The organism is candidate division KSB1 bacterium (assembly GCA_034521575.1).
Lineage (GTDB): Bacteria > Zhuqueibacterota > Zhuqueibacteria > Residuimicrobiales > Krinioviventaceae > JAXHMJ01.
Map to the genome: position 1 here is coordinate 553,260 of JAXHMJ010000003.1, position 14,118 is coordinate 567,377.

9 protein-coding genes and 1 pseudogene are annotated in these 14,118 nt (G+C 49.2%); 9 read left to right on the forward strand and 1 reads right to left on the reverse strand.

The features are described 5' to 3' along the window. Positions 1-353: 353 nt before the first annotated feature. Positions 354-1,568 (reverse strand): helix-turn-helix domain-containing protein, encoded by a 1,215-nt coding sequence (locus U5R06_10890; GenBank protein ID MDZ7723286.1) that lies wholly within the window; start codon positions 1,566-1,568, stop codon positions 354-356. Between the two features lie 241 nt (positions 1,569-1,809). Between U5R06_10890 and U5R06_10895 the strand changes: the two genes are divergently transcribed. The 9 genes and pseudogenes from U5R06_10895 (at position 1,810) to U5R06_10935 (ending at position 14,089) form a co-directional block, all read left to right on the forward strand. Then, positions 1,810-3,945, forward strand: coding sequence for a FlgD immunoglobulin-like domain containing protein (locus U5R06_10895; GenBank protein MDZ7723287.1), 2,136 nt, complete (start codon positions 1,810-1,812; stop codon positions 3,943-3,945). Between the two features lie 265 nt (positions 3,946-4,210). Next, positions 4,211-5,305: a hypothetical protein gene (locus U5R06_10900; GenBank protein MDZ7723288.1), complete on the forward strand. Its 1,095-nt coding sequence runs from the start codon at positions 4,211-4,213 to the stop codon at positions 5,303-5,305. A 17-nt stretch (positions 5,306-5,322) separates the two neighbouring features. Beyond that, complete coding sequence (locus U5R06_10905; protein ID MDZ7723289.1) at positions 5,323-6,477, forward strand: CapA family protein; 1,155 nt, start codon at positions 5,323-5,325, stop codon at positions 6,475-6,477. A gap of 21 nt (positions 6,478-6,498) precedes the next feature. After that, positions 6,499-8,124, forward strand: a complete 1,626-nt coding sequence (locus U5R06_10910; GenBank protein ID MDZ7723290.1) for a hypothetical protein — start codon at positions 6,499-6,501, stop codon at positions 8,122-8,124. Between the two features lie 28 nt (positions 8,125-8,152). Continuing rightward, positions 8,153-9,811: an alpha-L-arabinofuranosidase C-terminal domain-containing protein gene (locus U5R06_10915; protein ID MDZ7723291.1), complete on the forward strand. Its 1,659-nt coding sequence runs from the start codon at positions 8,153-8,155 to the stop codon at positions 9,809-9,811. 80 nt (positions 9,812-9,891) lie between these two features. Further along, positions 9,892-11,142: a mandelate racemase/muconate lactonizing enzyme family protein gene (locus U5R06_10920; GenBank protein MDZ7723292.1), complete on the forward strand. Its 1,251-nt coding sequence runs from the start codon at positions 9,892-9,894 to the stop codon at positions 11,140-11,142. A gap of 3 nt (positions 11,143-11,145) precedes the next feature. Next, positions 11,146-11,652 (forward strand): SLC13 family permease, encoded by a 507-nt coding sequence (locus U5R06_10925; GenBank protein MDZ7723293.1) that lies wholly within the window; start codon positions 11,146-11,148, stop codon positions 11,650-11,652. Next, positions 11,612-12,568, forward strand: coding sequence for a DASS family sodium-coupled anion symporter (locus U5R06_10930; GenBank protein MDZ7723294.1), 957 nt, complete (start codon positions 11,612-11,614; stop codon positions 12,566-12,568). Before U5R06_10925 ends, U5R06_10930 begins: the two co-directional genes overlap by 41 nt. Positions 12,569-12,579: 11 nt before the next feature. Next, a pseudogene (locus U5R06_10935) lies at positions 12,580-14,089 on the forward strand (DASS family sodium-coupled anion symporter). The last annotated feature ends 29 nt before the right edge of the window (positions 14,090-14,118 follow it).

Below are 14,118 nucleotides of genomic sequence, written 5' to 3' on the forward strand. Positions count from 1 at the left end.
TTCAACCTCCAGCCTGTGACGGTCTCGAGGTAGCGTGCATCAGAGGGTGGAACCCTCTGTTATTGGATGTGACGGAGGTAAAATCCCCGCACGATCCACGTCCAACGGCCATAAACAATGCGACTGCAGGACACTCACCCGCGCGCATGCCGGGTATCAGTACATACTATAGTACATACTGTTTTATGGCATTATAAGAATATTGTAAAAAATAACATGTTTTGCTGTATTTAACAAAATGCATAGGGATTGCGCAGGGGGCAACTCCTGGCGCCGCATTTCCGGAGGTTCAACCACCGACATGTTCTCCAATGACAAAGGTTGGAACCCTCGCACGGATCCAGATCCCCCGATTAATCCAATCCAATCTCGTATAGCGCCAAAGGCGTTACAAACGTCTTTTCATCTACAAAGTTCACCTCCAGCAAAAGTTCAAATTGTTCCGGAAATCTACGTTTTTTCAGCAGCTCAATACGAATCCGGCTTAAAAAAGACGCGGAGAACAAATGCTCGGCCAGGGCGGTCGATGTGGCCGGAGAAAAGGAAGTGATGAACAGGGCCTGACGTCCTGATGCTGTGCGGCGTTTCAAAATCAAAGCATAGTCTTTTTTATAATAATAGTCCTGGTCAAATTCCACTGGATCATAAACTATTGTATCGGTTGCAGAATCTGTATGGATGATTTGATGCGGATAATGCCGGTATCGGAAATGTACGGGTTGAAATTGCTGTTCCAGATTTATCAGGGTTTTGAACGGCCCGATAAACAGGATATCCCGGCTGGTTGCTTGCTCCGGCATTATACGGGAAGCAAAACTAATTTCAAATTCTTTTCTGCTCTCAAACCAGCGGATCAGTTTTACAGCGCCGTTAACCACCCGGTTGGCGGTATACCGTCCGTAGGTGATCTCGTACTGATCTTTCAGATGCGGGTGCTTTTCAAGCATAGCGGCAAAGTCCCGGTCCGAGTTGATACCGCCGTCACGGATTTTACGCTCACCGCCGCTCTCGCTGTCTCCACCTTTGTAGATATAGTAATCACCAATAACCAACAGCAGGGGGTGCGTGGATTGCACAAGGCTGTCGAAAACGGGGTGCGGCTGATTTACAGGGGCCGGCGGAAGCGGCTGATTCTGCGGTTCAGTGTATTGATAAAGCAGAAAAGTGGCGGTGTAGGAGACCGCAATCAGAAACAGAAAGCTCAAGGCAATAATCAGGCCGCGGGGTGCGAATGGGGTTTTACGTGGTTTCCTGTTCTGAAATTCGACTTTATAATGTCCGCGGGGAATGACGAGCCGCACCGCATCCTCCGCGCCCTCACTCAGGTAATACGTCTCCAGTTTCTTGCGCAGTGTGTAGACATGGGTTCGTATGGTGGAATCTTCGGCGGGATTGTAACTGGCATCCTTGTCGAACAGATCAATGGCAATGGTGGTTTCTTTGGGCGTCTCTCCCTGCAGGGAACGGGACACCAGATAACGCAGCAATCTTTGATAGGATTCGGAATTGGAGAATTCCCTGCTTTCGCAGATGCGCTTTAAATAATGTTGGATTTGTTTGTCAGGCAATAAATGCTTTCTGTTATCTTACATTTCATTTTTTTGAACAGCGGTCTTTTTGATGCCGTTTACAGTGTGTTAAAGTAACAGAATCAGACAAATTTTGCAATAATATTTTAATTTGTGTTTGAATTTTTGTGTAAAAATGTCATTGACATGTTAAAAACTGTCTCTGACTTTTATTTTTGCTGTATTTTGCCTTTATTGTAAAAATCATCCTTACTTGACCCTGCAAAAAAAATGGTCTCACATGAATAAAATCCTGTATATGCTGGTTCTTGCTGTTAGTACAGTCTCGCTGTATGCTCAGAATGTAATAATCGAATGGAATACGGTTCATCAAACGATAGACGGATTCGGCGGCAGTGATGCCTGGTTCGCGGATGATATTTCAATCCATCCGGACCGGGATGCACTGCTTGATTTACTGTTCAGCCGGGAATCCGGCGCAGGACTGTCAATTTACCGTCATCGCATTCCGCCCGGTGAATCGGATTGGCTGGATTTTCAGGTAGACCTGAACAGCAATGATCTGGATTTCGGTTCCCGCCCTGTGCATGGCGTGCGCTTTCAAAACGCAGGTATTCCGCGTGAGGTCGACATCGACAGCGCCTTTGTCCGGTTTACTGCCAAAGACAACGGTACGGCTGAATGCAATCTGCAAATTGACGGCCAATCATCCGGAGACGCCGAAGTGTTTGCTGACACCCCTGGAAATCTCTCAGGTCGCCTCCGGACAACGGCGGCAGTTTCCTGGCAGGTTCCGGCGTGGACAGGCGGAGAGCACGGTAAAAATCAGCGAACACCTGATTTGGACGCGGTTGTACAGGAGATTGTCAATCAGGAAGACTGGCAGAGCGGTAACAGTCTAGTGATATTTATAAGAAACCTCACCGGTAAACGATCGGCTTCCACCTATGACCGGGATCCCAGTCAGGCGCCGGAACTTGTCGTTTATTATGACAACGACCGGAAACTCACGTGCAAAGTGAACACGGGTATTGATGATGCCGAGGAAAATAAAAAAAGCTACATCACCTATGCCGCTGAACTGACACAGGATGCGTTTGAGCTCGGTTGCCGGCGCGTATGGTCCGCGGCCTGGACCCCGCCGGCGGAATGGAAAACAAACAAAAAGCACAACAATGGCGGATATCTTGAATTTAAACATTATCAGGACTGGGCTGACCGCCTGGAACGATATCGGGACATATTCGAAACACGCAGCGGTATTCCACTTTACGGCATTTCTCCCCAGAATGAACCCGGAGAAAAACCCTGGGAATCATGTCAATGGACTGCAGAAAATTTTAAAAAATTTATCAAAAATAATCTGGGGCCCACGCTGGACCCGGCCTGTCAGATCATTGCACCGGAAGAAACCAACTGGAATCGTGTGGACGAGTTTTATCAACCTGTGCATGAGGATGAACAGGCGCGGCAATATGTTGATATTCTGGCCGGTCATGTCTACGGCGGAAATGCGGCGACATCCTATAATCACTTTGGCAAACCCGTCTGGCAGACGGAATGGTCTTATAATCTGGCAGATGAAGATTTGAGTATCAACAGCGGCCTGGTTTGGGCGAAAAATATCTGGACCATGCTGGTCAATGCCGAAATCCGGGCGTTTCATTACTGGTGGCTGGTAAACCTGACCGGAGACGATCGTCAACAGGGACTGATTTCGGCAGACAAGAATCAATCCGGCTATTCTGTTTCAAAAAGACTCTGGACTATCGGTCAGTACAGCCGGTTTGTCAGGCCCGGATGGGTTCGCATCAATTCCACCAAACAGTCGAATACCGATCTTTACACAGCTGCATTCCGGGACACCGGTTCGCAGCAGTTTGCTATAGTCGTTATTAATGAATCAAATACATCCCGGACTCTGACTTTCCAGTTCAAGGATTTTACAACGGATTCTCTGATACCTTACAGGACTTCATCCACTGAGAACATTGTCCGGCAGCAAACGCTCCCCGCCGGAACCCATGTTCAGGCGAGCCTGCCGGAGAAAAGTGTCACCACCTTTACCGGTACTGCGGCATCCGTCAATACCGGGGTCACTGATGGCCACAGGGACGGTCCAGAGCTGTTCCGTTTGTATGACAATGCACCCAACCCGTTCAATCCCGTAACCCGTATACCGTTCCGGCTCTACTGTGATTCACGGGTTGTTCTGGATATCTATGACGTCACCGGATGCAGAATCCATACCCTGATCAATGCCCGTCTGGCATCCGGATTGCATACCGTGCAGTGGGACGCGGCGGATGAAAACGGCAGTAAGGTGGCGAGCGGAGTATATTTTTACAGGCTTGACGTACGCAGCGGTTCACAATATCATGGTATACAGAATGGAAGCATGCTGTACCTCAAATAGTATAAAGAATGTTGCTATTACATTTATGATTCACCCGATCAAAGGTCGATAATGCGGCGTATAAAATTTCTAAATTCCGTATACTCCCGGCTTGAGCAGGATGGCCATATGCAGACGACAGCGGAAAACGATAAATGTTATAGAATTTCTCAAGAGTAAAGATGAAGGTTTGAGACAATCGGCGGATGATTGTTGCCGGATGACATGATATTTAACCGGATATAACATAGAGACCTTGATTAAAAAGAAAAAGGAAAGGAACACCATGCAGAACAGCAGTCGAATCCCAAAATGCATCATTCTAATGCTTTTCCTGGCAGTTGCGGCCTCGACAGGCAATGCTCAGATCATTTTCAGAACCGAAAAGCCGCTGGTTAAAACGGTCTGGCATCGGGTCGCGGATTTCAGTCCCACTCTGAGATCGGTTGAAGCTGCGGAGATTTCTCCTGACGGCAAACACGTCATTTCCGGTTCTAAATTCGGATATTATCTGATGTTGTGGCGGGTCGCCGATGGCGAGTTGGTGTGGGAAACGGTTATGGATGCCGAGATCGAGTGTGTGACGTTTTCACCGGACGGCAAATTAATCGCTGCCGGGGACGAAGCCTATACGGTCACTATATTTGATCTGAACGGCAATATTGTTCGTACCCTGCAACACGACGCCGCTTTTGACGGTATCACCTGGTGTCCTGACGGTCAATATGTTGCCGGTGGATCGGAGAACGGCGAGGTGGTGTTGTGGAACACTCGGACCTGGGAAAAAGAACATATTCTTGACGCAGGCGCCACGGTCAATTCACTGCAGTTCACCCGTAATGCCGATAAATTGATTGCCGCCGGTAATCAAAACAATCCTGACCCCGATCATGACTGGGACCGCCATGGATTTGTCAAGGCCTGGGATGTCTCCAAAGACTGGGATGTGATTTTCGAGATTCGTGCTCAGGAAAAATCGTCCAAAAGTGTCAGATTCAGTCCGGATGAACAATCCTTTGCTGTCGCCGGATTTGCCAATCAGATCAAGGTGTTTTCTTTTCCGGAAGCGAAAGAGCTGGCTGTGATTGATGTGCCTGAGAAATTAGAGGCGATCGCTTTTCATCCCGAAGGTAATTTTATTTTTGCCGGCGGACATGGAGATGAGATGCGGGTTTACAAGGCGGGGTCTTACAAACAGGTCAGTACCTTTCCCTGTCGACGGGTGGAATATATACATTTTTCTCAAGATGGAAGGCTGATGGTGACGGGACATGAAGACAGCGGATTGCTGATCCTGCATATGTTGATTTCCAACGTGCAGAGCAGTGAGGATTATCACAAACTGTCGAATGAAATACTGCAAAATAAGGATTTAAAATAACATCGAGGTGAAATGATATGAAAAAACCAATATCCAATATAAAATGTTTCACTGGCATTTGTATTATAATGCTGCTGATCTTGTCTCCGATTCTGTATGTCAAAGCCGTATCACAGACCATAGAGGACAAATCGAATCTTTCGATTCTGTTGTTCGGAGATACCAATATCCAAAACCGAAACAATCCGGTGGATGCCTTTCAGCATGTTTTACCCGTATTCCGCAAAGCAGATTTTCGGCTGTGTAATCTGGAAGGACCTTTTGCCGGCACGTCCGATGATCCGCTGCTGCCGGATATTCCGCACAAACACAACTGGACGCATTCTGAACCGGATATGGTGCAGGGACTGGTCGATGCCGGCATCGATGCAGTGAGTGTGGCCAATAATGTCACCTATCCCTGGACAGCCCTGATGAAAAGCCTAAAGGTGTTGCAGGAGCACGGCATCCGCCACACCGGCGGAGGAGCGAACCTAAACGAGGCACACCGGCCCGTCATTCTGGAAAAACACGGGGTCAAGGTTGGTCTTCTGGCCTATGCCTGTACCGTTTTTCCCTTTCAGCACGCAGCCGATGAAACCACGCCGGGAATCGCTTCCATGCGTATCCATACCTATTATGAACCGCCGCATAAATATGATAAACCGGGCACACCACCGGTCGTCGTCACGGTTCCCTATGAGAATGAACTGCGGCGCATGAAACAGGATATCCGCGAGTTAAAAGCAGAAACAAACATTGTCATTGTCTCCTATCACTGGGGGCGCTCGCATCATACCGAACTGATTGATTATCAGATCGAGGTCGCCTCTGCAGCCGTGGACGCCGGTGCCGATGTCATTATGGGACACGGAAATCACGAGGTGGCTGCGGTTGAGGTATACAAAGACGCCAGCATTTTTTACGGATTGGGAAATTTTGTATTCGACTGGCCGCAAATTTCCGACCGGCCGTACGGTCTTTTGGCCAACATACATACGGCTGCAGGTCGGATAGACCGTGTGACTGTCCTGCCGGTAAAGCGGGATAATGATAACAATCCTCGCATCCTTGATCCCGGTCATGGAGACGGCGCTGATCTGTACAGAGTCCTTAAAGAAAGAACCGCTGAACGCGCCTCGCTTCGTGTTGAAGAGAATGAAATTGTAATTCATCCTGCATCCGCTCAATAATTGAATATTGGGAGAGAGAATATGTTAAATTCCAAACATGTTAAAGTATGGTTTTTGATTTCCGGTTTCCTGGCCGCGGGTGTTCCGCTTTTTGCCCGGCAACCGGTTCCGGATTTTGAACCCGTTTGGATACGTGTCGGTGATTCATATGGTAAAGTTGATAAAGAAAGAAAGTCAGCTTCTGTTGAGGTCGCTGAATTCTCACCGGATCAGACGTTGATCGCGGCGGGCGCCAAACGCGGAGGAAATGTGACCTGCTGGACCATCGACGGCAGAAAGTTATGGGACAAAAAGCACAAAGCGGATCCGGAACGCGAAGTGGAGGTGATTACCTGGACACGCGACAGCGAGTTTGTGCTGTCCGGCGGTGAAAATCATCGTGTCAATGTATGGTCAGCTGTAAAAGGGGTAAAAATCAAAACACTGATGCACCGGGCCAGTATTGACGGTATGCGCATGTCTTATGACGGCAGCCTGCTGGCATGTGGAACCGAAGCAGGGGAAATTGTCATCTGGGATACATCACACCCGGATCCGAACAAATGGCCGGATGATCCCCTGGCTGTGCTGTACCAGGGCCCGGATAAAGATCGTCCCCACGGTGGACAGGAACATTCGGATGTCAACTCTATAGACTGGACAAAGGATGATCGTTTTCTGGTCACAGCGGGACGAAATGCCGTTGTCAAACGCTGGGATGTCGGACGACTTTTAAAAGATGAACCGGCATTGGTACAATCCTATGAGGGATTTCAGAGTTCAATTAAATCGGTGCGCATATCTCCGGATCAAAAATTTATCGCGGCCGGCGGACAAAACAGTCCGGACGCTGCGTTTTATGTCTGGGATTATGAATCCGGAAACATTCTCGCGCATATCAATGTACCGCATTTCAACAAGATTGAAGCTGTGGAATTTACTCCGGACGGCCGCTTTTTGATCACCGGAGGCAACGAGGGATCGGGGTACAACAGCCGCAAGGGCATTCCTGAATATCGGTATATGCAAGGATTCGGGGAAATCAGAGTGTACAGCACTGAGGATAACTTTGCTCTTGTTCACAGAGAACATGTATTTCGGCAAGAGTATTTTCAGTTCACCCAGGACGGCGCCCGACTCTTGTCGTCACACGAGGATGGTACTCTGCGTTTCTGGAGAGTTGAATACACAAACAAACCGATCAATGTGTTTGCCAATATCAACATTGATTCAAAGCGATATTTTTATCCGTCAAAACAGTTCGTGCAGGGCGTGAAGCTTTATCGGGATTCAGAACGGGTGATCACTGAAATACCTGATTATCTGCAAAACCATTGGTTCATTCAGCCGGATCTCGCAGATCATGACGAAAAAGATCAAGATTTTTTAAGCTTTGACCTTCGCGTTCCGTCAACCTTATATGTCGCCTATGATCCGCGTGCTGAACGGCATCCCAACTGGCTCCTGGACTGGACTGCTATTCATGAAGTGGTTGAAATAGATACATCGGATGGGCAAAATGATGTCGATCATTTGCGTTTATTTGCCAACTATTTTCCAGCAGGCCGTGTCGAATTGGGCGGCAATCGAACACGTCCCGCCAGGGGAGCTGAATTGAATTATATCATTATCGGACGCAAAGGCCGGCATATTATTCGTTTTAAATAAACTTTAACCTGTAAATGGAGGAATTGTAATGCGAACTCTTGTTTTTTTACTTTTGACAACAGCAGTGGTTATCAGCGCAGATATCAATGTGACAGTCGAACCGCAGCAACTTGGCCGTATTGAACACAATATTTTCGGTCATTTTCTGGAGCGTCCGAGCTGGCAAACCGAGTTCGGTATTGAAGATGCGATCATTCCGGGCACTCATCGGGTCGATCCCAGAGTGCTGGATAAACTAATGGGACTGGATATTCCGGTTCTGCGTTTTCCGGGCGGTACGGATGTGGATTATATGGACTGGACCGATATGATTGACCTGCCGCAGAGAGACGGGCGCCCTGTATCCATCGGCGTCGAGGGGGACACGGTGACCAATCGGTTTGGTTTTGATGAATTTTATGAACTGACTGAAACCCTCGATTGCGAGGCGATTATTCCCCTCAATTTTTTTGATGCTTTTTTAAAACGGGTACCGCTGCAGGAAGCGGCTTTGCATCAGGCGGGGTTGGCGGCTTATTGCAATGCGCGCGTCGGGCAGGCGCTGCCGGACGGTATGAGAGACTGGCCAACTGTACGCGCCGCGAACGGCCATAAAGAACCGTTCCGGTTCAAATATTTTCAGATCGGCAATGAAACCTGGGCACTCTGGGAGTGGAAAAAACAGATGCTTGAACAAAAAAACTATGTGGATCCTTATGGGTGGTACATTGAATGTGCCCGGGAATACATAAAGTTGATCCATGAGGTGGATCCCGAGATCCGGATTATTGCTGATTTCGTCAATCCTGAATTGTTTAACCGCTTTCATAAAGAACTGGGCGATGAAATTGAATATTATGTTTATCATCACTACCTGCCATGGAAAATCAGAGCCGAAAAAATAAAGAAACATGATAAAGAGGTAGATTCGGAAACGCTCTCGGAAGAAGAGGTTTGGCGTGCGTTTGTGAGTACCCCGAACAGCTTTGACGAAAAGGGTATGAACGTGGCCAGGCATAAACTCATTGACCTGGCGCGTCAGAACGATGCAAAAGTAGCGGTCACCGAATGGAACTGGAACGGGTGGTGGGATATTGATCTCGATTACAAACCGTTGCAGTCTTTTTACGCCCATGCCGTCGGAGTGGCCGGATTTTTACACGGATTCATGCGTTCATCCGATGTCATTGATTTGGCCTGTCAGTCCATGCTCGTCGGCAGTGCCTGGGATATTACCGGTATCCGGGTTGATAAACAGGGAATGCAGGCGCCGTATTATTTTCCATCCGGACAGATGACCTCGTTTTATGCCGAACATCATGGCAAGTTTTTGCTGAAATCTGACGTCAGCGGAGTGCCGGTGTTTCATCAGCCTTTGCAGTTGGGAGATATTCACCCTCAGGATAAAGTTGCGGCCGTCGATGTTCTCGCCACGGGTTCTAATGACCGGATTGCGGTTTTTCTGATTAATCGTGATTTTGATACAGCTCATCATCTGCATTTTGATTTAAAAAATCTGAATCCCGCCGAAAAAGGTGAGTATGTGATTTTGACCGGAACACTGCATAATTCACAGGTTAATCCGCCTGAAGAATCCTATCTAAAACGCTCGGTGCAGCCGGTGTCGGTATCCGGACAAACCTGTTCAGTCGAGGCGCCGCCGCGTTCGGTTTCCGTGTTTCAGATTGATTTGAATTCAAATCAATAGAGCTCTGTTACATCAGGAGGGAAAGGATCAATGCTTTACGGACAATCGGTAAATTAATAGTTGAAGAAAAGAGGAAAGCCATGAACAGACGAACGTTTTTCAAAACATCAGCCGCAGCCGGAATGCTGGGTGCGGCTGCACGTCCGGCATTTGCGCAATCCGGTAAATCCGCCTTCATCATGGAGCTGGAAAGAGCTGCGGCTGAACCGGTCCTGAGAAGAGAATTGTTTCCGGATCCGGTGATCATCGAGTCTCTGGAACTGCTGAAAAACGGTGATTATTATTTTGTACGCATTCGCAGTAAAGACGGTGACGAAGGTGTGATTATGGCGCACAACAACCATATACGCTATTTGTACCCGGTACTGCTGCACCGGGTCTTTCCCTTTTTCATAGGCAAAGACGCTCGCGATCTGGACGCCCTGATCGACGGTGTATACCGTTACCGCAGCAATTATAAATGGCAGGCTCTGCCGCTCTGGGTGTGCGTTGCTTCCACGGAATTTGCCATTCTGGAACTGCTGGGTCGCAGAATCGGAAAACCCGTTGGTCATTTGTTGGGTGATATTGTACGTCGGGAAATTGGTGTTTACCGCGCCAACAATTTCCGGGACAGGGATGCTGTGACCTCGGCAAAACTTATCAAACAGCGCGCCGATGCGGGACATTTCAAGGCGATCAAGTTTAAAGTCGGTGGCCGTATGAGCAATAACGCCGATTCCCTCCCGGGCCGCAGTAAACAGCTCATCCCGCTGATTCGGGAAACCCTTGGAGATGATATGGTGATTTATGCGGATTCCAACGGTTCTTACGATGCTGAAAAAGGCATAGAAATGGGAAAAATGATGCAGGATAATGATATTGCATTTTTTGAAGAGCCCTGTCCGTTCGATCATCTGGAGGAAACCAGAAAAGTGGCGGACGCGCTGGATATACCGGTCGCAGGCGGTGAACAGGAAAGCAGTATGCGTAATTTCCGGTGGATGGTCGAAAACAACGCGGTTCAGGTGGTGCAGCCGGATTTGTTTTATTTCGGCGGATTCGTGCGTTGTACCCGCGTGGCGCGTATGGCTCAGCTAACTGATATTCCCTGTATCCTGCATGTATCCGGATCAGGATACGGATATTTTTCCATGCTGCATTTCGCATCCTATATCCCCAATATGGGACCTTATCAGGAGTTCAAAGGTGTGGACCGCAACGTACCGTTTACCTGCCCCACATCGGATTTTGAGCTCAGAAACGGACTGGTGCGTATTCCTTCGGGGCCCGGCTGGGGCATTCATCTGGACCCTGACTTTATCAAACGTTCTGAAATTGTGAAAGGATAACTTTTGAAAACAGACGAAAAATCAAAAACCATGTGGTGGAGGTGGATTGTACCGCTGGGCGTCGGGTTGGTGATCTGGTTCATACCGCACCCTCAGGAGGTGGATACCGCAGCCTGGCATCTATTGGCGGTTTTTGTCGCCACCATCGCCGGAATTATGACCAAACCCCTGCCCATGGGCGCGATTGCCATCATCGGTATCACAGCAACGGTACTGACCGGTACTCTGAGTATCAGTCAAAGTTTGTCGGGATTCAGCAATCGGGTTATCTGGCTGATCGTGATGGCTTTTTTTATTTCGCGCGGATTTATAAAAACCGGACTCGGACAACGAATCGCTTATGTGTTTATGAAATTGATGGGACGTAAAACCCTGGGGTTGGCTTACGGAATGGTGGCAACTGATCTGGTATTAGCACCAGCCATACCCAGTATCACGGCACGCTCCGGCGAGAGTACTGTTCCCCATATTGCGGTCCATTGCTCATATTTACCAGAGTCATCCGGATGACGGCACTGAACGCCGGATCGGCGCGTATTTAATCAAAACATCATTCCAGGGAACCATGATCACCGGGGCCATGTTTTTAACTGGTATGGCGGCCAATCCGCTGGCGGTTAATCTGGCCGGTGATTTGGGTGTGGATATTTCATGGAGTCTATGGGCGCTTGCAGCCGTACTGCCCGGATTCCTGAGTCTGTTGTGTGTGCCCTGGATATTGTATAAACTTTATCCGCCGGAAATCAAGGAAACTCCCGAGGCCGCACAGCTCGCCGACAAGGAACTGAGCCGGATGGGGCCAATGTCGCGGCAGGAGTATGTGATGTTGTTTACGTTTCTCCTCTTGCTGTTTTTGTGGGTGTTTGGTCATGTGTTCAGTATGCACAGTGCCACCGCTGCCTTTGTCGGTCTGGTGATCCTGCTGGTCAGCGGCGTTCTGAGCTGGGATGATGTTTTGAATGAAAAAGGCGCCTGGAATACCCTTGTCTGGTTTTCAGCCCTGGTGATGATGGCCTCATTTCTGAATATTCTGGGGCTTATCCCCTGGTTCGGCGAGACAGTCGGTTTGCTGCTGACCGGTTTGCCCTGGATGACGGCGTTTCTGTTCCTGAGTCTGATTTATTTTTACAGTCACTATTTTTTTGCCAGTAGTACAGCGCATGTGAGTTCCATGTATCTGCCGTTCCTGACCGTAGCTCTGTCCGTCCAGACCCCGCCGATTGTGGCTGCGCTGGTTCTGGCTTTTTTTAGTAATTTGTATGGCAGTCTCACGCATTACAGTATGGGCCCGGCACCGGTGATGTTTGGCGCCGGATTTGTCAAAATGGGGGACTGGTGGAAAATAGGAGGGGCTTTAAGTCTGGTTAATATTCTCATCTGGCTGGTCGCGGGTGGGGTGTGGTGGAAGATCATAGGACTATGGTGAAAAGAGGACACATGAAAACTGAACATCAGCATACGAATCCCGCGGAATCGCCGTCCGGAAATTCTTGTAAACCTCACAAACTCGCCGGTCTTTGGGCAGGTCTATTGTTTTTTATTCTGCTCTTTTTGCTGCCCGCCCCGGCACAAATGCCGTCCGAGGCCTGGCGCACCGCAGCGGTAGCCTGCCTGATGGCGGTGTTCTGGATCACTGAAGCGATACCGATCCCGGCAACAGCGCTGCTGCCGCTTGTATTGTTTCCGCTGCTCGGAATTACGGATATTAACGAGGCGGCCCGGCCGTTTGCCAATCCGCTCATTTTTTTGTTCCTGGGAGGCTTTATGATCGCTCTGGGAATGCAGCACTGGAATCTGCACCGCAGGCTGGCTCTGAATATCATCCGTTTTATGGGAATGCAACCCAGGTTTATTGTCGCCGGGTTTATGCTCGCCACCGCATTCCTCAGTATGTGGGTGAGCAACACGGCCACCACCATGATGATGATGCCTATCGGATTGTCTGTGATAGAGCTGTCGCGCGGGGATAATCACAAAAACGATATGCATCAGTTTTCTCTGTGCATGATGCTGGGTATCGCCTATGCGGCCAATATCGGCGGTATCGGTACCCTGATCGGCACACCGCCCAACGCGCTTCTAGCCGGATTCATGCAGGAGACCTATGGGTATCAAATTACCTTTAAAATGGATGGCGGTTGGCGGACCTCTGGTCATTATCGGCCTACCCGTCGGTTATCTGGTATTGACCCGCGTTGTTTTCCGTTTGAATATCAAAACCCTGGACGGCGGCATGCAGCTGCTGGATCAGGAATTACGCGATCTGGGGCCTGTTTCGCGGGCGGAAAAAAGTGTCGGACTGGTTTTCTTTCTCGTGGCGGTTTTGTGGATTATCCGTCCTCAGATCAATACAGTGATTCCGAAACTCTCGGATGCAGGCATCGCCATGACCGGGGCAGTGATGTTGTTTATTATTCCCGCACGGCTCTCCCGGGGCGAGTTTGTTTTGAACTGGAAAACCGCGGAAAAAGCCCCCTGGGGTGTGCTGCTGCTGTTCGGCGGCGGACTGTCTCTTGCCAATGCCATTAATGCCAGCGGCCTGGCGTCCTGGATCGGAAACGCTCTCAACGGAATTCAGGCTCTGCCGATCGTGTTTGTGATCTTGCTGGTGACACTGGTCATCAGTTGTCTCACCGAATTAACCAGCAATACCGCTACGGCCGCGACTTTTTTACCTGTGATGGCTTCTTTGGCGATTGGTATTGGTCAGAATCCCCTGTTGTTGGTCATTCCTACAGCAGTCGCTACCAGTTGCGCGTTTATGCTGCCCGTGGGCACTCCCCCGAACGCTATTGTCTACGGCAGCGGACATATCAACATACCGGAAATGGCCAGAGCCGGTTTGCTGATCAAGGTTATGTTCATATTCCTGGCCGCATTGACCGCTTATTTTCTGGGCGGACTGGCATTCAGTATTACGCTGGGTGAAATTCCGGGTTGGATATAACAAAAGCGCCCTCAGGGAAAAGGGCGCTT